This window comes from Sphingomonas sp. TREG-RG-20F-R18-01 (genome assembly GCF_022662475.1).
GTDB lineage: Bacteria > Pseudomonadota > Alphaproteobacteria > Sphingomonadales > Sphingomonadaceae > Sphingomonas.
On sequence record NZ_JAKNQQ010000001.1, the window covers coordinates 508416 to 531990 of the forward strand.

General features: G+C 64.0%; 39 protein-coding genes. 29 read left to right on the plus strand and 10 right to left on the minus strand.

Features of this window, described 5'->3' with window-relative positions:
- Positions 1-7: 7 nt before the first annotated feature.
- From L8K25_RS02545 to L8K25_RS02590, 10 genes are all read right to left on the minus strand, one after another.
- Complete coding sequence (locus L8K25_RS02545) at positions 8-1096, minus strand: phage Gp37/Gp68 family protein (RefSeq protein WP_242137343.1); 1089 nt, start codon at positions 1094-1096, stop codon at positions 8-10.
- Positions 1089-1244, minus strand: a complete 156-nt coding sequence (locus L8K25_RS02550; RefSeq protein WP_242137344.1) for a hypothetical protein — start codon at positions 1242-1244, stop codon at positions 1089-1091. The genes L8K25_RS02545 and L8K25_RS02550 overlap by 8 nt, the downstream gene beginning before the upstream one ends.
- 11 nt (positions 1245-1255) lie before the next feature.
- A complete protein-coding gene (locus L8K25_RS02555; protein WP_242137345.1) occupies positions 1256-1459 on the minus strand; it encodes a hypothetical protein in 204 nt (67 codons plus the stop codon).
- Positions 1459-1824, minus strand: coding sequence for a hypothetical protein (locus tag L8K25_RS02560; protein ID WP_242137346.1), 366 nt, complete (start codon positions 1822-1824; stop codon positions 1459-1461). Before L8K25_RS02560 ends, L8K25_RS02555 begins: the two co-directional genes overlap by 1 nt.
- Positions 1825-1827: 3 nt before the next feature.
- Positions 1828-2253, minus strand: coding sequence for a hypothetical protein (locus L8K25_RS02565; protein WP_242137347.1), 426 nt, complete (start codon positions 2251-2253; stop codon positions 1828-1830).
- Positions 2253-2618, minus strand: coding sequence for a hypothetical protein (locus tag L8K25_RS02570; protein ID WP_242137348.1), 366 nt, complete (start codon positions 2616-2618; stop codon positions 2253-2255). The genes L8K25_RS02565 and L8K25_RS02570 overlap by 1 nt, the downstream gene beginning before the upstream one ends.
- Positions 2618-2806, minus strand: a complete 189-nt coding sequence (locus tag L8K25_RS02575) for a hypothetical protein (protein WP_242137349.1) — start codon at positions 2804-2806, stop codon at positions 2618-2620. The genes L8K25_RS02570 and L8K25_RS02575 overlap by 1 nt, the downstream gene beginning before the upstream one ends.
- Positions 2803-3039, minus strand: coding sequence for a hypothetical protein (locus L8K25_RS02580; RefSeq protein ID WP_242137350.1), 237 nt, complete (start codon positions 3037-3039; stop codon positions 2803-2805). Before L8K25_RS02580 ends, L8K25_RS02575 begins: the two co-directional genes overlap by 4 nt.
- A gap of 79 nt (positions 3040-3118) precedes the next feature.
- Positions 3119-3538 carry an HIRAN domain-containing protein gene (locus L8K25_RS02585; RefSeq protein ID WP_242137351.1) on the minus strand — a complete coding sequence of 140 codons (420 nt, stop codon included), beginning with the start codon at positions 3536-3538 and terminating at the stop codon, positions 3119-3121.
- Positions 3539-3547: 9 nt separating this feature from the next.
- The gene (locus tag L8K25_RS02590; protein ID WP_242137352.1) at positions 3548-4216 is read right to left on the minus strand and encodes a S24 family peptidase; all 669 of its coding nucleotides are present in this window, start codon (positions 4214-4216) and stop codon (positions 3548-3550) included.
- A 315-nt stretch (positions 4217-4531) separates the two neighbouring features.
- Here L8K25_RS02590 and L8K25_RS02595 point away from each other — a divergent pair, with 315 nt between their 5' ends.
- The 29 genes from L8K25_RS02595 to L8K25_RS02735 all read left to right on the plus strand — a co-directional run bounded on the left by L8K25_RS02595 (position 4532) and on the right by L8K25_RS02735 (position 23543).
- Positions 4532-4669 carry a hypothetical protein gene (locus tag L8K25_RS02595; protein WP_242137353.1) on the plus strand — a complete coding sequence of 46 codons (138 nt, stop codon included), beginning with the start codon at positions 4532-4534 and terminating at the stop codon, positions 4667-4669.
- A gap of 185 nt (positions 4670-4854) precedes the next feature.
- Positions 4855-5385 (plus strand): hypothetical protein, encoded by a 531-nt coding sequence (locus tag L8K25_RS02600; protein WP_242137354.1) that lies wholly within the window; start codon positions 4855-4857, stop codon positions 5383-5385.
- A 38-nt stretch (positions 5386-5423) separates the two neighbouring features.
- Positions 5424-5579: a hypothetical protein gene (locus tag L8K25_RS02605; RefSeq protein ID WP_242137355.1), complete on the plus strand. Its 156-nt coding sequence runs from the start codon at positions 5424-5426 to the stop codon at positions 5577-5579.
- Positions 5579-6412 carry a hypothetical protein gene (locus L8K25_RS02610; RefSeq protein ID WP_242137356.1) on the plus strand — a complete coding sequence of 278 codons (834 nt, stop codon included), beginning with the start codon at positions 5579-5581 and terminating at the stop codon, positions 6410-6412. Before L8K25_RS02605 ends, L8K25_RS02610 begins: the two co-directional genes overlap by 1 nt.
- Complete coding sequence (locus tag L8K25_RS02615; RefSeq protein WP_242137357.1) at positions 6412-6591, plus strand: conjugal transfer protein TraR; 180 nt, start codon at positions 6412-6414, stop codon at positions 6589-6591. Before L8K25_RS02610 ends, L8K25_RS02615 begins: the two co-directional genes overlap by 1 nt.
- Entirely contained in the window at positions 6588-7151 is a 564-nt protein-coding gene (locus L8K25_RS02620) for a hypothetical protein (protein WP_242137358.1), read from the plus strand. Before L8K25_RS02615 ends, L8K25_RS02620 begins: the two co-directional genes overlap by 4 nt.
- The gene (locus L8K25_RS02625; RefSeq protein ID WP_242137359.1) at positions 7151-7477 is read left to right on the plus strand and encodes a hypothetical protein; all 327 of its coding nucleotides are present in this window, start codon (positions 7151-7153) and stop codon (positions 7475-7477) included. Before L8K25_RS02620 ends, L8K25_RS02625 begins: the two co-directional genes overlap by 1 nt.
- Positions 7474-8106, plus strand: coding sequence for a hypothetical protein (locus L8K25_RS02630; protein ID WP_242137360.1), 633 nt, complete (start codon positions 7474-7476; stop codon positions 8104-8106). Before L8K25_RS02625 ends, L8K25_RS02630 begins: the two co-directional genes overlap by 4 nt.
- Positions 8103-9275: a DNA polymerase III subunit beta gene (locus L8K25_RS02635; RefSeq protein WP_242137361.1), complete on the plus strand. Its 1173-nt coding sequence runs from the start codon at positions 8103-8105 to the stop codon at positions 9273-9275. Before L8K25_RS02630 ends, L8K25_RS02635 begins: the two co-directional genes overlap by 4 nt.
- Before the next feature lie 41 nt (positions 9276-9316).
- The gene (locus L8K25_RS02640; RefSeq protein WP_242137362.1) at positions 9317-9595 is read left to right on the plus strand and encodes a hypothetical protein; all 279 of its coding nucleotides are present in this window, start codon (positions 9317-9319) and stop codon (positions 9593-9595) included.
- A gap of 23 nt (positions 9596-9618) precedes the next feature.
- Positions 9619-9858: a GapR family DNA-binding domain-containing protein gene (locus L8K25_RS02645; protein ID WP_242137363.1), complete on the plus strand. Its 240-nt coding sequence runs from the start codon at positions 9619-9621 to the stop codon at positions 9856-9858.
- Positions 9858-10067: a hypothetical protein gene (locus L8K25_RS02650; RefSeq protein ID WP_242137364.1), complete on the plus strand. Its 210-nt coding sequence runs from the start codon at positions 9858-9860 to the stop codon at positions 10065-10067. Before L8K25_RS02645 ends, L8K25_RS02650 begins: the two co-directional genes overlap by 1 nt.
- A 611-nt stretch (positions 10068-10678) precedes the next feature.
- The gene (locus L8K25_RS02655) at positions 10679-11368 is read left to right on the plus strand and encodes a hypothetical protein (RefSeq protein ID WP_242137365.1); all 690 of its coding nucleotides are present in this window, start codon (positions 10679-10681) and stop codon (positions 11366-11368) included.
- Between the two features lie 47 nt (positions 11369-11415).
- Entirely contained in the window at positions 11416-12000 is a 585-nt protein-coding gene (locus L8K25_RS02660) for a hypothetical protein (RefSeq protein WP_242137366.1), read from the plus strand.
- Positions 12001-12984: 984 nt separating this feature from the next.
- Positions 12985-13347: an HNH endonuclease gene (locus L8K25_RS02665; RefSeq protein ID WP_242137367.1), complete on the plus strand. Its 363-nt coding sequence runs from the start codon at positions 12985-12987 to the stop codon at positions 13345-13347.
- 173 nt (positions 13348-13520) lie between these two features.
- A complete protein-coding gene (locus tag L8K25_RS02670; RefSeq protein ID WP_242137368.1) occupies positions 13521-14090 on the plus strand; it encodes a hypothetical protein in 570 nt (189 codons plus the stop codon).
- A 106-nt stretch (positions 14091-14196) separates the two neighbouring features.
- Positions 14197-15777 carry a terminase large subunit gene (locus tag L8K25_RS02675; RefSeq protein ID WP_242137369.1) on the plus strand — a complete coding sequence of 527 codons (1581 nt, stop codon included), beginning with the start codon at positions 14197-14199 and terminating at the stop codon, positions 15775-15777.
- Positions 15778-15788: 11 nt separating this feature from the next.
- Positions 15789-16412, plus strand: a complete 624-nt coding sequence (locus tag L8K25_RS02680) for an HK97 family phage prohead protease (RefSeq protein ID WP_242137370.1) — start codon at positions 15789-15791, stop codon at positions 16410-16412.
- Positions 16409-17803, plus strand: coding sequence for a phage major capsid protein (locus tag L8K25_RS02685; RefSeq protein WP_242137371.1), 1395 nt, complete (start codon positions 16409-16411; stop codon positions 17801-17803). The genes L8K25_RS02680 and L8K25_RS02685 overlap by 4 nt, the downstream gene beginning before the upstream one ends.
- A 63-nt stretch (positions 17804-17866) precedes the next feature.
- The gene (locus L8K25_RS02690) at positions 17867-18142 is read left to right on the plus strand and encodes a hypothetical protein (protein ID WP_242137372.1); all 276 of its coding nucleotides are present in this window, start codon (positions 17867-17869) and stop codon (positions 18140-18142) included.
- Positions 18143-18219: 77 nt separating this feature from the next.
- A complete protein-coding gene (locus L8K25_RS02695; protein ID WP_242137373.1) occupies positions 18220-19578 on the plus strand; it encodes a phage portal protein in 1359 nt (452 codons plus the stop codon).
- Positions 19571-20842 (plus strand): hypothetical protein, encoded by a 1272-nt coding sequence (locus tag L8K25_RS02700; RefSeq protein WP_242137374.1) that lies wholly within the window; start codon positions 19571-19573, stop codon positions 20840-20842. Before L8K25_RS02695 ends, L8K25_RS02700 begins: the two co-directional genes overlap by 8 nt.
- A 6-nt stretch (positions 20843-20848) precedes the next feature.
- Positions 20849-21214 carry a head-tail connector protein gene (locus L8K25_RS02705; protein WP_242137375.1) on the plus strand — a complete coding sequence of 122 codons (366 nt, stop codon included), beginning with the start codon at positions 20849-20851 and terminating at the stop codon, positions 21212-21214.
- Entirely contained in the window at positions 21202-21603 is a 402-nt protein-coding gene (locus tag L8K25_RS02710) for a head-tail adaptor protein (protein ID WP_242137376.1), read from the plus strand. Before L8K25_RS02705 ends, L8K25_RS02710 begins: the two co-directional genes overlap by 13 nt.
- Positions 21603-22139: an HK97 gp10 family phage protein gene (locus L8K25_RS02715; protein WP_242137377.1), complete on the plus strand. Its 537-nt coding sequence runs from the start codon at positions 21603-21605 to the stop codon at positions 22137-22139. The genes L8K25_RS02710 and L8K25_RS02715 overlap by 1 nt, the downstream gene beginning before the upstream one ends.
- On the plus strand, positions 22136-22396 hold the full coding sequence (locus tag L8K25_RS02720) for a hypothetical protein (protein ID WP_242137378.1): 261 nt from the start codon (positions 22136-22138) through the stop codon (positions 22394-22396). Before L8K25_RS02715 ends, L8K25_RS02720 begins: the two co-directional genes overlap by 4 nt.
- On the plus strand, positions 22393-22788 hold the full coding sequence (locus tag L8K25_RS02725) for a hypothetical protein (RefSeq protein WP_242137379.1): 396 nt from the start codon (positions 22393-22395) through the stop codon (positions 22786-22788). The genes L8K25_RS02720 and L8K25_RS02725 overlap by 4 nt, the downstream gene beginning before the upstream one ends.
- Before the next feature lie 11 nt (positions 22789-22799).
- Positions 22800-23024: a hypothetical protein gene (locus tag L8K25_RS02730; RefSeq protein WP_242137380.1), complete on the plus strand. Its 225-nt coding sequence runs from the start codon at positions 22800-22802 to the stop codon at positions 23022-23024.
- A 66-nt stretch (positions 23025-23090) separates the two neighbouring features.
- Positions 23091-23543 (plus strand): hypothetical protein, encoded by a 453-nt coding sequence (locus tag L8K25_RS02735; protein ID WP_242137381.1) that lies wholly within the window; start codon positions 23091-23093, stop codon positions 23541-23543.
- Positions 23544-23575 lie beyond the last annotated feature (32 nt).

Here is a 23575-nt window from a genome sequence, read left to right on the forward strand (position 1 = left end):
CCGCAGATCACTTCGGCATCCCGTCATGCTGGACGCCATCGAGCAACCGCCCGGCGGCGCGCTTGCCGACCGAGCGCATCACGACGAAGCGCTTGCCGTGGAAGCCACATCCGCCCTCAAGGTTCAGCCACTTCGACTTGCCGCGATCAACGTAATCGTTCGTATAGTCGGCGCGCCAATCAGGATCGTCCCGCTCGCGATCGAGCGCTAGTTCCCAGTCTCCCCACTGCTTCATGAGGAACGGGACACCTGCAGCGGCGCACTGATCGCGCAGCCCACGTGCCCAGTCCGGATGCATCGGGCGCGACCCGGGGCCGCTCTCGCCACCCACGATCACCCAGTCGAGGCAAGCGCGCCCGAGGCCGTTGTTCTGCCAGATGGCAGACCAGCCATGGACGGGGCTTCCGTAATCCCGCGACTTTTCGGCCCCCGTGATGTTTGTCAGATCGACCGGACCAAGGAGTGGCTCGCACGATAGGAAGCGCACCGCGGCGGGCGTGGCTAGCAGATCGGGGATGCGCTCGTCGGCACGCTTCTGATCCTCGACCGAGACGCCCTTCCAGACGTTCGGCAGCGGCCAATGCACGAACGACGGATCCTGTTCGCGCGCACGGTCGCCGCACGGCGCGAGCGCGTCGGTACCGGAGACGCCCCAAGCGGCGGCCTCGTCCAAGATCACCCGAGCGATCCGCTGTGGCGTCCAGGGATTGGCGCAATACGACTGCATCCGCGCCGACCGCTTGGTCAGCACCTGGTGCGTGTGGTGCGGCGTCAGAGCCATCACTGCGAAGCAGCGGTCGATCCATGCGTCGGAAACGTCGTTGTGGAACAGGTCGCCGTGGGCGTTCCAGAAGATGGTCCGCGGGCGACGCCAGTGCAGCGGCAGCACCAGTGCGCGCTCGTTGAGCCGCACCTCACCAGTCCAAACGTGCCCGGCCTTGCTCGGCATGGTCAGACCGGTCGACGGATGCCCCGGCAGGTTCCGCCCGCCCGCGCGCATGGCGTAGCAATTCGCGCAGCCGGGCGAGATCACGCTGCACCCGTTAACGACGTTGAGCGTCGCGTCGGTCCATTCGATCTTGGTGCCGTCAGCCATGTCGCACTGCCCCGCGCGCGGCGCGCAGCTGGTCGAGACGTTTCCGGATCCACAGCGGATCAATGCGGTCCAGGCGATCGCGTGCCTCGAGGACGCGCGCGGTATGCACCCGATCGTTGTGGACGAAGCGCTTCCCGGCCGGCGGCATGTAAGACGCGCTCACAGGGCACCGCGCATGCGAACTGGACCGACTGTGGGCAGGTGCGGCAGCGCGGCATCCCACTTGGCCTGGTCAACCTCGACCGGCGCGCGCGTACGGTGGGCGCACAGCACCTTCCCTTCGCGCGCCGGCACGCGGCGCAGCAGGCGCAACGGTACAAAGTGGCCCGGCGCCACCTCGACGTTTCGGTATTGGCTGGACATCAGTAATCCTTCCGCGGCTTGCCGGGCGCGCCGACCCATCCGTCGCTGCGGACGATCTGGGGGAGACCCGATGGGGAGATGATCTTGATGCGCCCGTCTGCCATGCGGCCGATCACAGGGCACTGGAACGCGAAGTAAGGGGGCGGCGAGCGGAGCGGCCACCAGTATTCCGCGTTGGTCGCGTTGCGCTTTACCTCGATCGCTTCGCAGCCGACTGGCGTGATGCCAGCGGTGATCATCGCCGCGATCTGCTGATGGGTGAACGGCTTCCCATCCTCGAACGAGCCATACCAAGGGTTTGGCTTCGAAGGGGTGACGAGCTTGATGTCGGGCTGACGCCCGACGAACTGGCGAGGGTGTTCCATCAGTCAGAATCCTGTGTAGGCGCGGCAAGCGGCCCGCGCGGCGGCGTCGAGGCGGACGGCATCGCGATAGTCAGCGTCGGCGTGGGCAAGCGCCGCTTCAGTCACTCGGACATGGGCAGCGCGCCCTTCCCGCTCGGCCTCAAGCGCAACGGTCATCTGCCGTACGCTGGGCTTGCGGTTGATCTTGGAACGCTGGATCTCGTTCGCATCGGTGGCGAGGATGGCCATGAAGGCATCGCAGTCGAGCCCGATCCGATCCGCGCGCAGCCCGATCTCTGAGGCCAACTCGCGGACGTATGCTCTCACCGCGGCTTGCACGTTCAGATCATTGCGGACCTTCTCGTAACGCAGCTTGGCCTTTTCGGCACGCATCCGGGCGAAAACTGGGCGAAGCTCGGCGATCGCCTGATCCAGATCGGGATAGCGCATTACCGGGGCGCTCCCTCGACATGCGCCCAGCGCGCGCGGTGCGGCGATGCCTTGCCGTACGCCCTGCCCGCCTCGAAATGGTCGACGCCATATTTCACCTGCCAAGTGCACAGCCCGATCGTGTCTTTCTCCCGGTGCGCGCCCGAGCAGAGCGGCACGGCGTGATAGTCTGGGCTTTTCAGCGAAACGCCTTTCATGCCGTCGGCATCGGAGTGCGACGCTTCCATGACGCCGGTGCAGACATGCCCCGCCCGGCCCGCGAGCAGGCACGGCCGCTTGCGCAACCAGGCGAGGTGATTGGGAAATTTGCGGTCGGCATCTGCCTTCCCGCTGTTTTGCTTCCGAGGGCGGACATCGACGCGCATCAGCCGAGCCACGCCCGCGCAACGACGAGGCAGACAGCGACGAGCCCGACGCCGAGGGTCAGCGCTGCGGACATCCACAGCGACTCCGGCTGCCCAGCGGCGGCGCGGGCGCGTGCTGCCTGCCGGTTCAGCGCGTCCATGTTCTCGATCGAGCGCAGGAACTGCTGGCGGTTCTGCGGGGCGTTCATGCCGCGCCCCCGTCGACGATCACATAGTGCGTGATCCCGCACAGGTCGCCGTGGTCGCGGTTCCAGCGACGATCCCACGCGCTCGCCCTACGCGGCGGTTGGGTGTGATCGAACTCGGCTTCGAAGACGCACTGGATCTGCACCAGCGTCTGCGGCGGGAGTGGGCAATCGCCCCCCGCCCATGCGATCGGCTGCGGCGTGTTCTCAGTAATTTCGGGTGGTAGCGATGCCACGTCGATCTCCATCGCCCGTCATGGGCTGATGAAGCGATCTAACAAGAGCTTTGTGGGTCGTCAACAAGGTTCTTGTGATTTAGTCGTCTGGCGGGATGTAGTCCGGATAAAAACCATCTTCGGCGTCGGCAGACCTCGGTTGACGATAGGAGGTCGGCATAACTGCTTCTACGTCGGGCAACTCGGGTTTTGCGCCATCGAAAGCGATACGAATGACCGCTCCAAACTCCGACGCGGATTGGAAGACCGCATGCAATTCCCTACCCTGCGACAGCATCCCCCCAATCCACGGTGCCCGCTCTGCGGTCAGGTAACCGATCTGCACATTGCGTGCGGAGAAGACCGCTATGGCGTTGGGGTCGTCTTTGTTTTTCGGTTCCGGACGCAACTCAACGAGTTCGCCCGGTGGGCAAATCATGATCTCGAACCGCCGATTGCTTTTGTCACTGTTCGGGAAGCGAACGCCGACGACTGCTAGACTGAGTGCGCTGATGGGCATATGCCGAACCTAAATACGACGCCCTACCCACACAACCCGACCCATAACTCTGATTTCGCTGACCAGGCGTGGTTGGCTCGCATACCTAGAGTTTTCGCTAATGACTTTCACCATTGGTGGTTCGGTACCCGCGATGCGTTCGATGAACTTCACCACATAACCATCGCCGTCCCACAGGCAGAATGCACCTGGCTGCGCGGTGTTGGTTTTTCGTCGATCCACGAGAAGCTGATCTCCCGGGCGGAATGTGGGCTCCATTGAATCGCCTTCGACTTCGATCGAGAGCAAATCGCCCGGCGAGATACGCAGGCTTTCCACGAGGCCGCGGGAAAAGGCGATCGACCGCATGTCGCCTTCACCCGTGCCGCCACCGCCGGCTCCGACGAAGGTGGGCAACTGTTCGATCATTACCGCATCGACTATCTCAGCCTCGTTGGAAATACGAGCGTCGTCCTCCTCTACCGATCCCCCGGCCTTCAGTGCTTCCACAGCGTATCGAAACCAGCCGGGCATCTTCTTGCCGGTGTTCTCGAAGTTCCAAATCAGCTGCTGGTTGAACTTCACCACGTAGCCAGCCTCATCAGCAAACGGCTGCGCACGCTTCGCCAGATCCGATTGGTTCCAGCCAAGCTTCTCGCGCTCGCTAATGAGCCATGCCCGTTTCACATCGATATCCATCGACAGCAGGCCTACAAGAGTTTTGGGAAGGTTGCTTTCACAAGTTTCTTGTTGATCAACGCACAAGATCCTTGTATGGCTCTTAGTCATGAGTCACGAAGCCCTTAAGCGAGCCCTCTCCGTATGCGGCGACAATCAGTCCGAGTTCGCGAGGCGGATCGGAACGTCGCAGCAGCGAGTGTCGTATCTTATGATGCGCCAAAACCCGCTTCCGGCGGAGTTGGTTCTGGCATGCGAGCGCGAGACAGGGATCTCCCGTCATGATCTCCGTCCGGACGTATATCCCGCGCCTGCGGTAGCCCAGCAGGAGGCAGCATGAACATCGTAGAAGCACTCGCTTTTTGGTCGGTGGCTTCCGTTGGCCTCGGCATCGTGATCGGTCACGGCTTTAAGGTGCTCGCAAGGCAGGATCGCACTTTGCGGCACCGTCATCGCAGCACAGAACGGCGGTAGGCAATGACACATGCTCAGGACGAAGCCGCGGCTGCCGAATGGATCGATCCCCTGCTGGGGATGCTGGACACCGTTCGCGGCACCCGCTGCGCAGTGTGCCGCCAAGGCATCTGCAACCATTCCGACGCTGAGTATGCGGGCATCGTCCGCGGTGCAGAGCGCGCTCACGAGACAGGGACCAAGTGATGAGTGATCGTTTCCATGATGCTGAGGTAGCGCCGCAGTGCAGCAGCGTCGTTCCGGGAAATCGGGACGTTAACGAAGCCGAGTTCCGCGCAGCGATGTTGAGCGGCTTGGCGCGCTGTTCGAACACGGCGGCAAAGAAGCGTTCGCTTGCTGGCGCGATGGACCTCTCGAGCAAGGGCTTGGAGAACATCCAGCTGCGCGGTGCTGTGCCCGGCCCGAAGCGTTTGTGGGATGCCACTGCGGCATGTCCGCACGCGCTGGACGATATTGCAGACCTGTATGGGTTCGAGCTCGTCCGGAAAAGCGGCGACACCGCGACAGACGGAAATGGTACTTTGCCGATCGCCACCCTTCTTGCGCTTGTCGCCGAAGCGGAGGCCCCAGGCAGCGAGGGTGGCAAGGTCAAGACTCACCGGGAACTGCTGCGGATGGAACCGAACATCCGCCGAGTGCACGCGCTCACGGCGCAGTGGATCAAGGAAATCACCGACATACGCGCAGAGACGGGAATGCGCTCAATTCAGAACTGAGGATCAACGCCGGCGCTACCGGCAGGGAGTAAACGACAATGCCGAACACCACCCCTGCGGTGGCGACGATGGTCGCTTCCGCGAACGACAAACCGCGCCCGGCTCGACCGGCATCGTTCAGGCTGCTGCCTGTTGCGAACAAGGCGATCGCCGGCTGGAACGAGCGCCTCCAGGTCTGGGCGGAGGCAGCGTAATGGCGCATGCTCGGATCATTCAGCAGCAGATGCTCGACTGGATCGGCAACAGCATCGCTCTGCGCAGCGCGCTGCCGACTGATGCGCAGATCGTCGATCGCTTCAACCTTCCCGGCGTTGAATCGGCGCGCTCGCTTTTGGCGGACCTAGCCGACGCAGGCGAGATCACGATCAAGGGCTTCGGTCCCTCTCGCACGATCACCATGGGGCGGAATGCTCGCTCTTTCGAGGCTGCGCGCCGCCCGACCCCGGCGGTCGTTGCTCGAATTGGCGGCAAGCGCGCCGATGACGAGAAGGTGCAGATCGACACGACGGCCGCTCGCATCCGCGCGATCGTCGCGCGCGGCAAGGCGGCCGTGGCCGAACCCGCGGCCGCGGTAATCCCCGCGCCGGTGTCCGATCCAGTTGCCGCCGAGGTCGTGCCGGCACCCCCGCCCGAAACACCCGTTGTCGTCGAGCAGCTTGAGGTCGCGCCCGTCGCGCCTGAACAGCAGACGCAACTTCAGATCGAGCGCCTGCCAACGGCCCCGGGTCGCGCGCCGACGCGGCAGGAAACAGCAATCGCGCCGCGCGACACGCGCCGGCAGCTCAACATCCACTTCCCGCACGACCAGTTCGACAAGCTCACTGCGCTGGCCAACGGCGCGGGATCGTCGGCAGCGGCGTTTGCCCGGGCCACGTTGATCAGCTGCCTCGATCGGAAGCCCCGCGTCCCCGCGGCGGTGACTGCGGCGGCGCTGCGCGAGAAAGCCCCGGTCGTCGACTTCGCCCATCGGATGATGGCCCTCGGCCTCGCCGCTTACGACCACGAGCGCTCAGGAGGCGCAGCATAATGCCCGACCACATCGATATGGCCGTTGAAATCAGCGACCTTTACCTCGAGCGCAGAATCCGCGCCGCGCGCCAGCCCGTCCCGATCGGCGTCCCCGGCGAGTGCGAGCAGTGCTATGAGGACAGCCCTCGCCTGGTCGGCGGGCGCTGCGCCCCGTGCCGTGATGGGAAGCGCCGGTGAACGTGCCCACTGCCCCCGCGCGCGTCTGCATCGCCGAAGGTTGCACCACGACGATCAGCCGCACCTCGAAGGGCCGCTGCCGTCCCTGTTCGACCAAACGGCTACATGACGACCCCGAGATCGTCGCGCGGCGGGCAGCTGCGCGCATCGCCTATCACGCACAGCCGGGTGTGAAGGAAGCCCAGCGCGATCGCTTGGCCACCGCGATCGCCAACCTGTCCGAGGACGCCATCGAGCGCCGTCGCGCGCATGCGCGCAAGGTAGTTGCCGAGCGTCTTCATACGCCCGAGGCTCAGGCCAAGGCACTGGCGAAGCGTTGCGAGCCGGAGGCCATGGCAAAGCGCGCGCGGTCGATCGCTCATAAGGCTATGCCCTGGCTGCCGGATCATCTGATCGAAACCTACCGCGAGTTGACGCGCAAGGGCACGCCGAAGGACGCAGCGCGCGCGGCGCTCGAGCCGGAGATCCCCGGCACCGCCGCACACACGGCGCGCGTCCTGGCCAACTTCACTGATGCCCAGCGCATCCGCGCCGAGCGCGAGCGGGCGCAGGCATACTGATGCGCAGGGTCATTCTCGAAAGCCCCTATGCGGGCGACGTCGAGCGGAACGTGGCGTACGCTCGCGCCTGTTTGGCGGACAGCCTGGCGCGCGGCGAGGCCCCGATCGCGAGCCACCTGCTCTACACCCAGCCCGGCGTCCTCGACGACAGCAAGCCCGGGGAACGGGCACACGGTATCGCGGCGGGGCTCGCGTGGAAGTCTGTGGCTGATGCCCAGGTCTTCTACGTCGATCTCGGCTGGTCAAACGGCATGTGCGCAGCAGCTGGGGCCGTACCGTTTGAAGCGGTCGAATGCCGCCGCCTCGGTGGGGAGTGGGCCGCATGACTGCGGGCAACGTCGCTCAGAACCATCGGTCGACCTCGTTCGAGCGTGCAGCGCAGGACTGGTACGTCGAGCCGCGCTTCTGCGTCGAGCAGCTGGCGGATGCCGTGTCGTTCGAGGGTCACACAATCTGGGATCCATGCTGCGGCAGCGGGAACATCACCGACACGTTCGCCGACCGCGGCCATGCCGTCATAGCGACGGACATCGTCGACCGCGGTGCGCGTCGCTTCCGCGAGATCTGGGACGCGACCAGCAGTGGAGCACCGCTATGCGTCCCGACGGGCGCGCGGGTGTCCGTCGTCATGAACCCGCCGTTCAACCGCGCCGAGGCGATCGTTCGACAGATGCTCAAGCTCGCTGACTATCGCGTCGCGGTCCTGCAGCAGCTGTCGTTCCTCGCCAGCGCAGGCCGGTGGGCCCTGTTCGACGAGTTCCCGCCGAGCGACGTCCTCATTCTCAGCAAGCGCCCGAGCATGCCGCCTGGCCACCTGATCGCCGAGCTTGGCGATAAGGCCTTTCGCGGCGGCGTGACTGACTTCTGCTGGATCGTCTGGAGCCGCCCGCATGACCGCGAAACGCGCGTGCGCTGGCTGCCGCCAAAACCAATCACCAAGGGAGAACTGCTGTGAATATCCAAGTGAAGTCTGCCGACTTCCGGCGCGCGATCGTGCTCGCCGGCAAGGTCATCGAACGGCGGCACGTGATTCCGATCCTCAGCATGGTACGATGCCACGCTAACGGGTCGTTCCAGGCGACCGGCACCGATCTCGATATGTCGCTGACCGCAACGGTGGCGCGCATCCCGGGCCCCGGCGGCGACTTCGTCATGCAGTCCCCGAAGAACGTCGTCTCGGCTCTCTCGGCAGCTGGCGGCGACACGGTCTCGGCGTGGCCTGAGGACGGCAAGGTCGCATTGGCGTCGGGTCCGCTGACCATTGCAGTGGGAACGCTGCCAACCGACGACTTCCCCTCGGATATGGAGCGGACCATCACGCCGGCCTTCTCGGCGACGCTGTCGCGCGACCATATGGACGTGCTCGCCCGGGTTGCCGACGCCATGTCGAGCGAAGAGACCCGCTACTATCTCAACGGCCTGCACCTTCGCTCGATCGGTGACACCACGATCCGAGCCGAGGCGACCGACGGCCATCGGATGTATTTCGCCGACATCGAACTGCCGGATGCAGCTGGCACCTTGCCGACTAACTGCATCATCCCGCGCAAGGCGGTGGCCCTTCTGTTCGACCTTGCGAAATCCGCAGACGACGGTGTGCGGCTGGCAATCGGTCCCGCACTGGCGAGCAACCATATCGAGGGCACCGCTCCAGAAGCGGTCGGCGCGCCGCGGTTGAGCGTCAGCATCCGCGAGCGCGCTGCCGAGGTCACCTTCCAGTCGAAGCTCATCGATGGGACCTTCCCCGACGTGTCGCGGATCATCCCGACGGCGGGCAAGCGACAGTTCCTCTTCCAGTTGCCTGATCTCCGCCGCGCGATCGCAGCGATATCGGGGCACTCGTCGACGGTGCGGGCCACCCGGATCACCCTGGCAGAAGGCGGAACGGCGAAGATATCGGCGGCTTTCATCGACATCGGCCTCTCCGCCGAGGTCATCGTGCCGTGCCAGCACACTTCGCCCGGTTTCGAGATCGGCTACAACGGCAAGTACCTGTCCTCGGTGATCGGATCATGCCGCGGAAGCGAGATCCTCTTCGACGTCGAGGATCCGTCGACCCCCGGTCTCGTGCGCGACCCAGCTGACACCGCCTGGACCGCTGTCCTGATGCCGCTGCGCCTCTGACGCGACCGCACCTCGACTGACACCACCCAAGGGAGATTACCATGACGACCAAACTAAACCTCGGCGACAAGGCTCGCCACGCAATCACCGGACTCGAGGGCATCGTAACGGCTCGCGTCGAATACCTCACCGGCTGCGCGCAGGTGTCGTTGCAGCCGCAGGGTCTGACCGATCAGGGCAAGCCGTTCGAGTCGTTCTATTTCGACGAGCCGTATGTCGACCTTGTCGAGCCCCAGTCGGTGGCCAATCGGACGCCTGGGCGCACCAACGGCGCAACCGCCGCGCCGGGCCGCAACGGCAACACGCCCGCCCCGCGCTGATCCAAACCACAGGGAGAATTACCATGAGCGAGACCATTGCAGCCGACCAGTTGCGCCTTCTGATCGAACGGATCGAGCGCCTCGAGGAAGAGAAGAAGGGTATCAGCGAGGACATCAAGGACGTCTACGGGGAGGCCAAATCGACGGGCTTCGACGTCAAGACGATCAAGGAGATCGTCCGCCTTCGCAAAATGGAGAAACACCACCGCGACGAGGCTGAGGCGATGCTCGAGACCTACAAGCAGGCGCTTGGGCTGGCCTGATGGGTCTGCTGGCCTCTCTATTCCTGTCCGAGCAGGAACGCAGCGCGCGGGCGCGGCGGCGGGCGCTGGAGGCCGAGCTCGACGCTCGTCTCCAGCGCCGGAAGGCCAGCCGCGCCATCCTCAACGAACGCGCGCGGATCGGCGCGGCAACCAAGGTCCACGAGCAGGTCGCCCGCGACCCGCTGCTCAACGAACAGGTCATTTTCTAGGGTGGGCGTAATCTCTACAGCAGTGAAGCACCTGCTCGCCGCCGGCATTACCGGCGACGCGCTCGTGGCAGCTATTGCCGAAATGGAGACGAACACGGCTGCCGCCGCGGAGCCTGTGCGCGATGCGGCGGCAGACCGTCGCCGCGAATGGGATCGTGACAGGCGGCGTAAGGAACGGGCGGCGGCGAAGGCAAAAACGTCCACCGTATCCGACGGATGTCCACCGGACTCCGCAGACAATGCGGACATTCCCTCCCCCGCTCCCCCTCCCCTTTTTTCCCCCCATACCCCCCAAATAACCCCACCCCCACACCCCCTCCCGGATGAGAATCACGCGAGCCCTCGCGAGGCGGCTCGACCGGTTGCAGACAAACCGAGGTGGCCCAAGGCTTCGCCCCCGCCGCCCGGCGTCAGCGCCGACCAGTGGGCCGGTTTCATCGCTCACCGTCTCGCCAAGCGGCAGCCGCTCACGCCGCGTGCTTACGACCTCCTCATTGGCAAGCTGGCCAGGTCTAGTTCGGACGAATGGCCGCCTGGCAGGATCATCGACACGATCGTCGAACGTGGTTGGATCGCGTTCGAAATGGACTGGATTTTGAAGGGTACGACGAATGGCAAACGATCTCACCACGACCGACCGAGCGGCCCAATCGAAAGCCGTCGGCGCTTTCGCGAACAGCACGATGTGGAACCTGACCTCGGCTATGGCCCAAGCTGATGGCGTGGACGTCGTCGCGGTGCTGGCGGGATACGAGCGCGGACTGATGCCGCTGGCTGAAGCAGAACCGAAGGGCCGGTCCCTGCGCGATCCCAGCGCCGCCGGTGCCCTGACGACACTGCTTGGCGATGATCTGGCGATGCTCGCAACGAAGATCGCGCCAACCCTCGCGACCGACCAAGCAGATGCCTGGATCAAGGTCATGTGCGTGGCGCTGTCCGATTTGCCCGGCAGGGTGGCGCGCGAGGCCGCAACTGCAGCGCTGCATCGGCCCATGAAGTTCTTGAACGAGGTGGAGTCTGTGATCCGCGACGAAGCGGCAGCGATCACGGTTCGGCATTCTGTGGCGTTGCGCCGCCTGAAGCAGATGGCAGACGCGATCGCGCGCGCCAGCATGCCATCGACTACCCTGCCCGATGACGACGTCAGCACCGGACCGATGCCGCTGGCGCGGATCCGCGCTCTGAGCCGCCTCGAGGGTTGGCCCGCCTTCAAGAAGATCGGGTTGTCGACCGGTAGCTTTACGGAGGACGAGATTGACGCGGCGCTGTCCGAGCCCGTCGAGCAGGCGCAAGCCGCATGACGGCGACGCGGGCATTCAATTCAGTATCAAGGTTCAAGGGGTGGGATATGAGTAGGAAGGCAGCACGGCGCAGGAACGATACGGACTGGTGCATCCTGCGCACCTCGGGCGGCCGGACGCTCAACCTAGCCCGCTCGCTCGCCGAGGCGGGCTTTGACGTTTGGACGCCTCAAGAGACGTTGTCTCGCCGCGTCCCTCGGAAGAAGACTGTGGTTGATCGGGAGGTGGCAATTCTTCCGACATTCGTGTTCGCTCGCGCCGTACATATCCCAGACCTCGCCGCGGCGCTGGCCCTCCCGGCCAATCCGCACCCCTCGTTCTCGATCTTCCGGTATCTGGGCGACATTCCCCTGCTTGCCGACCGTGAGATGCGTAGCTTGCGCGAAGTCGAGGACGCGGCCAGGCTGCGGGTCCTGAAAAAGACGCGCAACGTGGTGCCGGTAGGCTCGACTGTAACGATGACCGAAGGCGCGTTTGCGGGGATGTCCGGCGTCGTGCGCAAGAGCGACGGAAAGTTCGCTCTCGTCGCGTTTGGTGGAGCATTTGAGGTGAATATTGCCTCTTTCCTCATCCGAACAGATGCAGTACAGGGTGGGCAGCCAAGCACTGGCACTGCCGCTATAGCGGCATAGGCGAGTTAATCGGTCTGGCGCCCATGAGGTGGCCGCCCTCGCCGTCAAATTAGAAGCATATGCTTCTAAGGTTGTCCTACGGCATGGCGATAACGCAATCCTAAGATCGGTTGGCTGACCGTTCCCTCCCTGGCGGTCAGCACACCACCGCACCCCAGCATGCGACGCAAGACATAGCTCAGTGCCCCCGTATTTGCGATCAGCTGACTGGCGGTCGGGAAGACGACCCGCGCGGCATGACCATCCGCCGCTTTAGTCATGCAAAGTATTGCTAACACTCCGCCATTAAGCCAGCGGCGGCTCGGTGTAAGACAGGTTTATATCTATAAGTTGCTCAAGCGGAAATTTGGCGCTGTGTAAGCTTCCATCTTCAAACCAAACGCAGTGCGCTATACTGCTTGGCCATGGAGAATTCGACGTCAACGCACTGACCATCATGACCGGCCCACCATTCTGGTGAAATACAAACGAGTCGACCTGGATCACCGCAACAAGTCACTTGGCAGTCTGCAAAGTCTCAGGTCCGAGAGCAGCACAAAGACTTCCCTGAACTCGGATTCTTCGCGCCAAAGACAGCGAGCTGATTGCCCACCAGTTTCGTCAAAAAGCATTTCGACAACGATCATAATTGGGCCGCCCGTAGCGCGTTGCACTAGGGACTCCACTCCTATTCTTCTCGACATCGAAAAAAAGCCCACGCGAAACAGTCGTTTACGCGGGTTCGCAAACCGGCAAACCCAAGTCAATGTACGGAATCGTACGTTTAGAATTGTTAACCTCATCAATTTGATCGGTTTCCAAGGCATTGATTGCCGGCGGCTCGACCGTGCACGTAGCAACCCGTGACCGTGATATAACATGCTGATTTGTCATACCTTATACCTTAATCAGCGTACGGCGGCATAAGAACGGTCCGCGAGAGTGGCGTGTGTGACAACGAACGCCAAATTGATGTGATCGACCGACTGATTTTTAGGAATCCCGATGGCCAAGCTAAAGACGCTGCCTGGTCGACTAAGCTCATTGAGCCCGATGCGCGGCCACTTGCCTGCTCCTCAGCGCAAGCGCGAAGCCGAACGCAAGGTGTTCTCGCCTTGGCGTGCTTGGTACAACACGACGCGCTGGCGTCGCCTCCGGTGGGCACAACTGGTCAAGGACCGCTTCACCTGCACCCGGTGCGGCAAGCTCGAAGGCGACACCGCCAAGCTGGTCTGTGATCACAAAACCCCGCACCGCGGCAGCGCAGATCTGTTCTGGGACGAGGGCAACCTGACGACCCTGTGCAAACCGTGCCACGACAGCGCCAAGCAGCGCGATGAGCAGGCGCAGGGTATGCGCGGGGCCTGACACGTCCTGCGGCGCGCTGGCGAGCGTCCTGGGTAGCCTGATGCTGCACGAGACCGGGGGGGTGGTCCGGACTTCGCGGCGGGGCGCCGCCTTAGACCGGTATGGCTCTCACGCAGAGAAAAAATTCTACTGGAGCGATCCGGGGTGCGAACTAGGCCGCGGGAACCGATGCAATGAAGACTTCCCGCCCAACTGTTGACTGGTCGAGAATTGAGCTCGAATACTGCGCCAACGAAGATTCCATTCGCGAAATAGCCGATCGCCATGCAATTTCCGACACGGCTATTCGTAAGCGCGCAAAGGCCGAAAAGTGGGTTCGCTTGGTTCGCACCCCGCCAAGTGCGAACCAGTGCGAACCTGAGCTGACCGCACCCCCTCCCCGGCCTGTTGACCCATCTGAACCGATCGACCCGGTCGCGATCGCGGATGGGGGGCGCGGCTTGGTGTGGCGTATGCTCGACGAGCTCGATGCCACCACGACACGGCGCGGTGAGCTCGAAGACATGATCATCGCAGCGACCGACGGTGACGACGATACTGCCCGGCGGGAATCGATGATGCGCGCGGTCAGCCTGAGCAGCCGAGCCAACAATCTCAAGACGCTCGCACTGGCGTTCAAGACCCTGAACGAAGCATCAGCGCCGCAGGGTAAGAAGGCCGCGGCGCAGGAGCGAGCCACCCAGATTGGCGGCAGCTCGCGGTTCGGATCGATCGGTCCGCCGAAGCTGAAGGCAGTCCAGTAGCGTGGTGACCTGGTCGACTGCGAACCTCGACTGGAAGCGCAATATCCGTGAGCGGCGATCGCTCATCCCGTTCGCTCCGCTGTTCCCGGACTCGGCTGATGCCAAGATGGCGGTGTTCACGTCGCTGAAGATCGTGGACGTCCCCGGGCGCCCCACGTTCGGCGAGGCATCGGATCAGTGGCTGCTCGACTTCGTCGCTGCGATCTTCGGTGCCTACGACCCCGAGACCGGGCAGCAGATGATCCGGGAGTTCCTGCTCCTCATATCGAAGAAGAATACGAAGTCGACGCTCGCTGCCGGCATCATGCTGACCGAGCTCATATGCGGTTGGCGCGAGGAAGACGAGAACCTGATCCTCGCGCCGACGATCGAGGTCGCGGGCAACAGTTCCAAGCCAGCGTTCGCAATGATACGCGCCGACGACGAGCTTGCCGAGCTCCTGCATATCCAGGAGCACATTCGGCTCATCACGCACCGGGTGACCAAGGCGACCCTGAAGGTGGTTGCCGCGGACAGCGCCACGGTATCGGGTAAGAAGGCCAGCCGGGTTCTGGTCGACGAGCTTTGGTTGTTCGGCAAGAAGGCGACGGCGGACTCGATGCTGCGCGAAGCGACCGGCGGGCAGGTGTCACGGCCGGAGGGATACACCCTCTACCTGACGACACAGTCGGACGAGCCGCCCGCCGGAGTGTTCAAGGAGAAGCTGGCCTATTTCCGCGACGTCCGCGACGGCATCATCAACGACCCGGAAAGCCTGCCGGTACTCTACGAATTCCCCGACGAGATGGTCAAAACGGGCGAGCACCTCGACCCCGCCAACTTCTACGTCACCAACCCGAACCTCGGTCTGTCGGTCAGCCAGAAGTGGCTGGAGAGCGAGTTCCGAAAGGTTGAGAACGCCGAAGACGGCACCAAGCAGGTGTTCTATGCCAAGCATCTCAATGTCGAGATCGGCGTCGGGCTGCGGCATGATGCCTGGGTTGGCGCTCTCTACTGGCAGGCGGCGCGCGCAGCCCCTGAAGTCTGGGACGGCTCGCTCGACCAGTTCCTCGAAATCGTCGAGGTGGTGGTTGCCGGCGGCGACGGCGGCGGGCTCGACGATCTGATGGGGCTAGCGCTGCTCGGGCGGCACAAAGTCACCAAGCAGTGGCTGCTCTGGTGCCGGGCATGGGCGCAGCAGGACGTTTTTGATCGGCGCAAGGACATCGTGTCCAACCTCAACGACTTCGCGGCCGAGGGGTCCTTGGTCAAATGCCTGACGCCGACGCAGGACCTGATCGAGGTTGCCGACCTGCTCGAGCGCGTAAAGGACCTGGGGCTGTTCCCGAAAGAGGCCGCCATCGGTCTTGATCCGCAGGGCATCACCTCGCTGGTCGACGAACTGACCGGCCGCGGCTTCACAATCGAGCAGATCCCGGCGATCAGCCAAGGCTTTCGCCTTTCGGGTGCGGTCTGGGGCACCGAACGCAAGCTGAAGGACGGCACGCTGATCCACGCTGGTCAGGCGCTGATGGCCTGGTGCGCGGGCAACGCGAAGGCTGAGCAGCGTGGGAACGCAGTGCTGATCACGAAGCAGGTCGCCGGCAAGGCGAAGATCGATCCGCTCATCGCCGCCTTCAATGCGGTGGTGCTCATGTCCCGCAATCCGGAAGCCGCCGGTGCAGGGCCGCAATTCATGTTCATCTGAAAGGCACCCCTATGGACAACAGGGCATACAGCGTCCTTGCGATCAAGGCGGTCAACGAAGACGCCCGCACCATCGAGGGCATTGCGACGACGCCGACCGTCGATCGCGTCGGCGACATTATTGAGCCGCTGGGGGTGAAGTTCACCAACCCCATGCCGTTCCTGTGGCAGCACAATCACGACCAGCCGGTCGGGACGTGCGAGTTCGGCCAGCCGACTGCGAACGGTATTCCGTTCAAGGCGAAGATCGCAAAGACCGACGAGCCGGGCATCCTCAAGGACCTCCTCGATCTCGCCTGGCAGTCCATCAAGCTGGGGCTCGTCCGGGCGACCAGCATCGGCTTCCGCCCGATCGAGTACGCCTACATGGAGGCCGGCGGGATCCGGTTCACCGAGGTGGAGGTGTTCGAGCTTTCTGCGGTCACCATCCCGGCGAATGCCGACGCCATCATCACCGCCATCAAGTCGATCGATACCTGCCTGCGTCATGCGGCAGGCATCCCCGACCCCGAAGTCCCTGCCAACCCTGAACCTGCCGCGTCCGGCAAGTCGGTTCGAGTGGTGAAGCTGGTCGAACCCGCCCGCGATCGGGCGAAGCCATTCGTCATCAAAACCATTCGAAGGAACACGAAGTGAGCAAATTCGCGGAACAGATCGCGGCTTACGAGGCGAAGCGCGCGTCCAGCGTCGGCGCCATGGAAGCCATCATGACCAAGGCGGCAGCCGACGGTGCAACCCTCGATGCCGCGCAGTCGGAAGAGTATGACGGCCACGCGGCGGACATCGAGTCGATTGACAAGCACCTCGATCGGCTGCGCGTGGCCGAGCGCACCATGGCGAAGTCGGCGCGTCCGATCGAGGACGTCCGGGATCCGAACGCGGCTTCCGAGCAGCGTGGCGGATCGATCATCGTCAAGGCGCAGCCGAAGCTCGCCCCCGGCATCGCCTTCGCACGTTATGCCAAGGCACGCGCCGTCTCGCGCCTCGATTCGGAGCCGGTGCTGGTCGTTGCCGAGCGTATGTACGGCGCCGACAGCGACGTGGTCGGCACCGTCAAGGCAGCCGTTGCAGCGGGTTCCAACCAGCCCGGCAGCTGGGCCGCCGCCCTGCACAGCCCGGAAGGTGCGGCGTTCGTCGACTTCGCCGAGTTCCTCCGTCCGGCGACGATCCTCGGCAAGTTCGGTACCGGTGACATTCCGGCACTGCGCAAGATCGGCTTCGACGAGCCCGTCATCCTGCAGACCGGCGGGGGCCAGGGCTACTGGGTCGGCGAAGGCAAGCCCAAGCCGCTGACGTCGTTTGACTTCAAGCGCGACGTACTCGGCCGCTTGAAGGTCGCGAACATCGCCGTTCTCACCGAAGAGAACGTCCGCAGTTCGAACCCGAGTTCGGAGGCGATCGTCCGCGACGCGCTGAAGGCCGCGCTGGTCGAGACGCAGGATCTGGCGTTCATCGATCCGACCAATGCAGGCGTGGACACGGTTCGTCCGGCCTCGGTGACGAACGGTGCGTCGGCCCATGTCTCGGCTGGTCGTGACGCAGATGCGGTTCGCGCGGATGCGCGCGCAGTCATGGCTGCGTTCATTGCGGCATCGAACTCCCTCACCACCGGCGTCTGGATCATGTCGGCAACCAACGCGCTTGGCCTGTCGATGATGAGCAATGCGCTCGGGCAGAAGGAATTCCCGGGCATGACGATGCTGGGCGGCACGTTCGAAGGCCTTCCGGTCATCGTTTCGGAATATGCCGGGTCGACGGTCGCGCTGGTCAACGCCTTGGACATCTATGAGGCTGACGAGGGCGACATCGCCGTCGACATGAGCCGCGAGGCATCGCTGGAAATGAAGAACAGCGACTTCGCCCAGGATGGCCTCACCGGTGCCGGCACGCAGCTGGTCTCGCTGTGGCAGAACAACCTGGTCGGCCTGCGCGCCGAGCGCACCATCAACTGGCGCCGTCGCCGCGCGACTGCAGTCGCGTACCTGACGGCCGTCCGCTGGGGCGAGCCTGCGGCTCCCGGGGCCTAAGCGCACCGTGAACTGGATCGGCGGGCGGCTTTCCGCCCGCCGATTTACCGAAAGGAAAGCATTATGCCCGACCTCATCGCAACTCGCAGTTTGCGGTACGCCACGCGCGCGCTGACCGCGGGCGACCCTTTCCAAGCCAGCAACAAGGATGCCCGCATCCTCGTCGCGATCAAGAAAGCGCGCCCCGCCTCTGTCGAAGAGGCAGCGCAGTCGGAGGCGTCGGCCGACGCCGAACATCAGGCGCTGCGCGACGAAGCGACGAAGCTCGGCATCATGGTCGGCCCTCGTTGGGGTGAGAAGCGCCTCAAGGACGAGATCGCCAAGGCATCGCGCGCGTAATGCGGCTGTTCGGGCTCAACATTGGCAGGTCAAACCCTTCCGCCGAGCCCGCATTGTCTGCGCTGGTGGAAGGTGGCTTGCCGATCCTCACCGAGCGGTCCGCGCGGACCGTAACGGCGCCGTCGGGGCCATGGATGCCGATCGTTCGGGAGAGCTACGGCGGTGCCTGGCAGCAGAACGTCGAGGTCAATCAGACCGCCGTTCTCGCCTACCACGCCGTGTTCGCGTGCATGACGCTGATCGCGTCGGACATTTCCAAGCTGCGCGTCAAGCTGGTCGCGCAGGACGACCACGGTATCTGGTCGGAGACGACGAAGACCGCCTACTCGCCAGTGCTGCGCAAGCCGAACCCGTTTCAAACCCGGATCCAGTTCTGGGAGACGTATTTCCTCTCCAAGCTGTCGCGCGGAAACACCTACGTGCTGAAGCGGCGCGATGGGCGTGGTCTCGTGACCGGGCTTTACGTCCTCGATCCCGGCCGCGTGCAACCACTGATCGCGGACGACGGTAGCATCTTCTACGATCTCCAGTGCGACAACATTTCAGGGATCACGGGGGGCGTCGTCGTTCCCGCGCGTGAGATCATCCACGATCGCTGGAACTGCCTGTTCCACCCGCTGATCGGGATATCTCCCCTCTACGCCAACGGTTTGGCGGCAACGCAAGGCCTGAACATCCAGGGCAACTCCGCCAACCTGTTCGGCAACCAGTCGCGCCCGGGCGGAATCCTGGTTGCGCCGGGTGCGATCGACGCAGGCTCGGCGCAGGAACTGAAGGACAACTGGCACCAGAATTACGGCGGCAAGAATGCCGGCAAGGTCGCGGTCCTCGGAAGCGGCATGAAGTACGAGACGGTCGCGATCACCCCGGACGACGCCCAGCTGATCGAGCAGCTAAAGTGGACAGCCGAGGTCGTGTGCTCGACCTTCCATGTCCCGCCGTACAAGCTCGGCATCGGCAATCTGCCGACCAGCAGCAACGTCGAGAGTTTGAACCTCGAATATTACACCCAGGCGCTGCAATCGCTGATCGAGGCCGCCGAGCTTTGCCTCGATGAAGGGCTCGGCATTGGCGAGGGGTTCGCGCTTGGCACCGAGTTCGACCTCGACGGGCTTCTGCGGATGGACACCAAGGCTCTGATCGAGGCCGAAGCGATCGGAACCAAGGCTGGCATCAAGAAGATCAACGAAGCCCGTCGCCGCCTGGATCTCGGGCCGGTGGAAGGTGGCGACACGCCGTACCTCCAACAGCAGAATTACAGCCTCGAGGCGTTGGCGAAGCGCGACGCCAGCGACGATCCGTTCGCCAGCAGCGGATCCACTACCAGTGCGACTTCGCCGGCCGCACCAGCCAACGGCAATCCGGCTGCGGAGCAGCAGGCGCGCGCGACGATCGCGCTGTTCGAGAAAGAGTTCCGGGAGGCGCTGAATGCTTGACGTGAGGGCGCTAGCCCAAGCCACGGCGGCGGTTGTTCGCGAGCTTGTCCCCGCCATGCTGGAAAAGGCAACCGCACCGCTGCTCGAGCGCATCGCACAGCTCGAAGCCCGTAAGCCGGAACCGGGCAAAGACGGCAAGGACGTCGACATCGACGAACTGGCTTCGATGATCAATCGCGCGGTCGCCGCGATCGAGATACCAGCCCCCCAGCCCGGCAACGATGGCAAGGACGTCGACATGGACGAGGTGCGCTCGCTCATCCTCGCTGCCGTCGCCGATCTGCCACCTGCGCAGCCTGGGAAAGATGCTGACCCCGAGTTGGTTCGATCGCTCGTCGCGGAAGCAGTCGACGCGATCGTCGTCCCGGAGGCTAAGCCCGGGAACGACGGCAAGGACGTCGACATGGACGAGGTGCGCTCGTTGATCGTCGCCGCGGTGGCGGATCTGCCCCCTGCCCAGCCGGGAAAAGACGCGGATCCGGCGCTCGTCCGGTCACTGGTCGCCGAAGCCGTCGCTGCGATCGAGATCCCGGCGGCCAAGGACGGCAAGGACGTCGACGTCGAACAGGTCTGCGCGCTTGTACAATCCGCGGTCGATGCGCTGCCACCCGCGCAGCCCGGCCGTGATGCCGACCCCGAGCTCGTTCGGTCCGCCGTTGCTGCTGCGATCGCGGCGATCGAACTTCCCCAGCCGCGTGACGGCAAGAACGTTGACCCGGCAGTGGTCAGGGCGCTCGTCGACGAAGCGGTTGCGGCCTTGCCGCCCCCTGCCCCGGGCAAGAGCATCACGGTTGACGAAGTGGCCCCGCTAATCCGCGAGGAGGTCGCCAAATCAGTGGCGGCGATCCCGCGTGCCAAGGATGGCGTGGGCGCGGCCGGCGCGGTGATCGACCGCAGCGGATCGCTCGTGCTGACGCTCAGCGACGGCAAGATGGTCGACCTCGGCCGGGTCGACGGCAAGGACGGCCTCGATGGGACCGGCCCTGAGGACATGACGGTCGAGCTGATGCCCGACGGTCGCACTGTGAAGTTCGTCTTCGCCAAGGGCGAAAAGGAATATGCCTTCCAAGTGCCCTTCCCGGTCGTGCTCGATCGCGGCGTGTTCAAGGAGGGCACCGCGTATGAGCATGGCGACGCGGTCACGTTCGGCGGCTCGCTGTGGATCGCGCAACGCGCGACTGGCGAGAAGCCAGAGGGCACGAACACCGGCTGGCGCCTGGCGGTCAAGAAGGGTCGCGACGGCCGCGACCTGAGCCGGGAGTAGCTCGCCGTGCTGACCGTAGATCAGAAGCGGATCATCCTCGGGGAGAACGCAACGACGAGCGATGCTGACGTGCAACTCGCCTATGATCTGTACCGGGAGTCGCTCCGCAATCATGTCGGTGCGGACGCCGGCCCGGACGTCTATGACACCCTCGACCGGCTGGCCGCGGCAGCGCAGCGGGCGGTGCGCAACGAAGTGGGCTGGGATGTTCCGGCCGGAGATCTCGACCGGCCGGTAATCGATACTGCGGCGAGCCTGTTGGTAGGGCTGTGGTTCGCCAATCGCGAAGCCGTGGCGGTTGGGACGCAAAAGGCCGAGTTGCCGCTTTCCGTCACCTGGCTGCTTATGCCGATCAAGAAGTGGGTCTGCTGATGGCGTTGGCTGCGGGCTCCCTTAATCGTCGCGTTCGGATCGAGAAGCCTGTCGCCGACAGTTCGTTCGACGGTGCTGGATCGGGATCCTGGCAGCAGGTTACCGAGACCCGCGCGAGCGTTCAGGATATGCTGCTGAGCCGGTCGGAGAAACTGGCGGATGGCCTTAACATTGCCACGCGGCCATCTCGCGTTCGGATCCGTTACCGGGAAGATATCAGCGCGAGCATGCGCGTCCTGGTGGGCCGATATCTGAGAGATGACTCCGGCGTGCTCTACTGGCAGACGACCCGGGTCGCACAGATCACGACGGTGCCCGCGGAGATCGGCAACCGTGACGGGCTCGAGTTCATGGTTGAGGATTACTCGACCGCGGGCAACCCGGCGTAATGGCGACGGTCAGGGGCAGCGGCGATGTCAGGCGCTTCCTTGCTCAGATCCCAGTCGACCTCGAATCCAAGGTGCTGCGCGGCGCGGCGCGAGCGGCGGCGAATGTAATCGCTGACGAAGCGCGCGACCGGTCTCTTTCTCACGTCGTGACGGACTCAATCGTCACCAAAGTCCGGGCGACCCCGGGTCAGATCAAATCGACCGTATCCGTCAAACCAGGTTGGGCACGCTCGTTGGCGATTTGGCAGGAATACGGGACCGACCCGCATTTCATCTCGGTAGACGATAGCCAGCGCGAAGGCCGCAGCACCAGGCGGATCAACGATCTGAACAAGGAAGGCGCGTCGCTCGTCATCGGCGGGCAATTCGTTGGGACGACGGTGCACCATCCGGGCGCCAAAGCGCACCCCTTCATGCGGCCGGCGTTGGACCTTCGGGAAGCCGAAGCGATCGTAGCGGCGCAGAGCTACATCAACGCTCGCGTCTCGCGGGCGGGTATCACCGGATCGGCCGAACCTGAGGAGAGCGACGCATGATGGACCAGCTCATCCCGGCAGTCTTGTCGATCGAGGAAGGTGAGCCTGGCTTTCGGCCTGACTGGCAAGACATCGCTTTCAATCTGAACATCTTCGTTGACGGCGTCGAGCAGCGCAACGTCGTCAGTTACAGCTGCAACGCCGGGCTGCTGAAGCGTCTTCAGGTCAGTGAGGATGGGCGTTTCATAGTGGAAGGCGACCAAGTGGTGCTCGAGACCATCCACGGCACTGTCGAAGTGCTCCGCAAGCTAAAATGACCGGGGTCGATATCATCGGTGCGCTGCTCGGGGACAGCGGCGAGATCAACTCGCTGGTCGCTACGATAAAGGCGGGATCTCTGCCGGACGGAACACCCCTGCCCGCGCTTCTGGTCAGGCTGGTCAGTTCGGTAGAGCGGCAACCGCTCGTCCGCGGTGGTGCAGTGCGAATGACCGATCGCGTCTCGGTCGCGGTCCGCGCGAACAGTTACCGTGAACAGGTCGCGATCATAAAAGCGGTCCGCAACGTCTGCGCTGGCCAGCTTGGCGCGATTGCGAGCGCAACCGAAGTCGCCGTGCTCAGCGCTGGCACCGGCCCCGACGTCGGCGGACCGGCCAATAGCTTCGAGCAGACGCAGGATTTCAAAGTCGGCTTTAACGCCCTCACCTGACGGAGATTCCCATGAGCAAGACTGTTCCGGCGCTGGTCCTCAGTGCCTTCGAAGACGCGACCTCGGGAGATCGGTTCGCCGCGGGCGATACGCCGACATTCAGCAAGGGCGCATTCTACAATTTCGAGGCTGCAGGTCTGGTGCGCGCGCTCGAAGATGATGAAGTCGAGAAGGTCCCCCCGCCCGCAGCGGCGCCCAAGCCAGCACCGCGCAAGCGCTCCCGCGCCGCCAAATAATTCCGTCCGCCCGCCGGGCCGAATCCTGCCGGAAGTCCCGGCAAGCCACCACTGAAAGGAAACATCATGACCATTCAAGCATCGGCGGGCGCGGCGCTCGCCATCACTGCCGCCTCCCCGGCAACGCCCGACGCGGCGGGCTATGCCGCGCTGACGCTTGTCGAGATCGGCAACATCGAAAAGATCGGCACGATCGGGTCGGTCTATGCCAAGATTGAGTTCCAGCCGCTCAAGGGTGCCAAGCAAAAGCTCAAGGGCAGCGCCGATTACGGCTCGCTCCAGCCCTCGGTTGCACATGACGGTTCGGATGCAGGCCAGACCCTGCTCCGCACCGCGGCGGACGACGAGACCAACAAGCTCTACTCGTTCCAGGTGACCTACCAGAACGGAGACAAGCGCTACTTCCAGGGTCGTGTGTTCGGCTACCCGGAAACGGTCGACGGCGCTGACACGATCCTGATGGCCGCGCCGACCGTCGAGATCTGCACCAAGGTCGTGAAGGTCGCCGGCACCGCCTGACCCCAGTTCCGGCGCCCGCGACGCTGTTCCCT

Bases quoted from the DNA above. Each gene is read 5' to 3' on its own strand.
- L8K25_RS02730 (WP_242137380.1), top strand. From the start codon at position 22,800: ATGAGCAAGACTGTTCCGGCGCTGGTCCTCAGTGCCTTCGAAGACGCG.
- L8K25_RS02575 (WP_242137349.1), bottom strand. From the start codon at position 2,806: ATGAACGCCCCGCAGAACCGCCAGCAGTTCCTGCGCTCGATCGAGAAC.
- L8K25_RS02670 (WP_242137368.1), top strand. From the start codon at position 13,521: ATGAAGACTTCCCGCCCAACTGTTGACTGGTCGAGAATTGAGCTCGAA.
- L8K25_RS02625 (WP_242137359.1), top strand. From the start codon at position 7,151: ATGCGCAGGGTCATTCTCGAAAGCCCCTATGCGGGCGACGTCGAGCGG.
- L8K25_RS02690 (WP_242137372.1), top strand. From the start codon at position 17,867: ATGCCCGACCTCATCGCAACTCGCAGTTTGCGGTACGCCACGCGCGCG.
- L8K25_RS02550 (WP_242137344.1), bottom strand. From the start codon at position 1,244: ATGCCGCCGGCCGGGAAGCGCTTCGTCCACAACGATCGGGTGCATACC.
- L8K25_RS02610 (WP_242137356.1), top strand. From the start codon at position 5,579: ATGGCGCATGCTCGGATCATTCAGCAGCAGATGCTCGACTGGATCGGC.
- L8K25_RS02600 (WP_242137354.1), top strand. From the start codon at position 4,855: ATGAGTGATCGTTTCCATGATGCTGAGGTAGCGCCGCAGTGCAGCAGC.
- L8K25_RS02715 (WP_242137377.1), top strand. From the start codon at position 21,603: ATGGCGACGGTCAGGGGCAGCGGCGATGTCAGGCGCTTCCTTGCTCAG.
- L8K25_RS02630 (WP_242137360.1), top strand. From the start codon at position 7,474: ATGACTGCGGGCAACGTCGCTCAGAACCATCGGTCGACCTCGTTCGAG.
- L8K25_RS02545 (WP_242137343.1), bottom strand. From the start codon at position 1,096: ATGGCTGACGGCACCAAGATCGAATGGACCGACGCGACGCTCAACGTC.
- L8K25_RS02655 (WP_242137365.1), top strand. From the start codon at position 10,679: ATGGCAAACGATCTCACCACGACCGACCGAGCGGCCCAATCGAAAGCC.
- L8K25_RS02615 (WP_242137357.1), top strand. From the start codon at position 6,412: ATGCCCGACCACATCGATATGGCCGTTGAAATCAGCGACCTTTACCTC.
- L8K25_RS02735 (WP_242137381.1), top strand. From the start codon at position 23,091: ATGACCATTCAAGCATCGGCGGGCGCGGCGCTCGCCATCACTGCCGCC.
- L8K25_RS02570 (WP_242137348.1), bottom strand. From the start codon at position 2,618: ATGCGCGTCGATGTCCGCCCTCGGAAGCAAAACAGCGGGAAGGCAGAT.
- L8K25_RS02650 (WP_242137364.1), top strand. From the start codon at position 9,858: ATGGGTCTGCTGGCCTCTCTATTCCTGTCCGAGCAGGAACGCAGCGCG.
- L8K25_RS02700 (WP_242137374.1), top strand. From the start codon at position 19,571: ATGCTTGACGTGAGGGCGCTAGCCCAAGCCACGGCGGCGGTTGTTCGC.
- L8K25_RS02680 (WP_242137370.1), top strand. From the start codon at position 15,789: ATGGACAACAGGGCATACAGCGTCCTTGCGATCAAGGCGGTCAACGAA.
- L8K25_RS02675 (WP_242137369.1), top strand. From the start codon at position 14,197: ATGGCGGTGTTCACGTCGCTGAAGATCGTGGACGTCCCCGGGCGCCCC.
- L8K25_RS02725 (WP_242137379.1), top strand. From the start codon at position 22,393: ATGACCGGGGTCGATATCATCGGTGCGCTGCTCGGGGACAGCGGCGAG.
- L8K25_RS02640 (WP_242137362.1), top strand. From the start codon at position 9,317: ATGACGACCAAACTAAACCTCGGCGACAAGGCTCGCCACGCAATCACC.
- L8K25_RS02660 (WP_242137366.1), top strand. From the start codon at position 11,416: ATGAGTAGGAAGGCAGCACGGCGCAGGAACGATACGGACTGGTGCATC.
- L8K25_RS02560 (WP_242137346.1), bottom strand. From the start codon at position 1,824: ATGGAACACCCTCGCCAGTTCGTCGGGCGTCAGCCCGACATCAAGCTC.
- L8K25_RS02555 (WP_242137345.1), bottom strand. From the start codon at position 1,459: ATGTCCAGCCAATACCGAAACGTCGAGGTGGCGCCGGGCCACTTTGTA.
- L8K25_RS02595 (WP_242137353.1), top strand. From the start codon at position 4,532: ATGAACATCGTAGAAGCACTCGCTTTTTGGTCGGTGGCTTCCGTTGGC.
- L8K25_RS02590 (WP_242137352.1), bottom strand. From the start codon at position 4,216: ATGGATATCGATGTGAAACGGGCATGGCTCATTAGCGAGCGCGAGAAG.
- L8K25_RS02605 (WP_242137355.1), top strand. From the start codon at position 5,424: ATGCCGAACACCACCCCTGCGGTGGCGACGATGGTCGCTTCCGCGAAC.
- L8K25_RS02565 (WP_242137347.1), bottom strand. From the start codon at position 2,253: ATGCGCTATCCCGATCTGGATCAGGCGATCGCCGAGCTTCGCCCAGTT.
- L8K25_RS02720 (WP_242137378.1), top strand. From the start codon at position 22,136: ATGATGGACCAGCTCATCCCGGCAGTCTTGTCGATCGAGGAAGGTGAG.
- L8K25_RS02645 (WP_242137363.1), top strand. From the start codon at position 9,619: ATGAGCGAGACCATTGCAGCCGACCAGTTGCGCCTTCTGATCGAACGG.
- L8K25_RS02665 (WP_242137367.1), top strand. From the start codon at position 12,985: ATGGCCAAGCTAAAGACGCTGCCTGGTCGACTAAGCTCATTGAGCCCG.
- L8K25_RS02585 (WP_242137351.1), bottom strand. From the start codon at position 3,538: ATGCCCATCAGCGCACTCAGTCTAGCAGTCGTCGGCGTTCGCTTCCCG.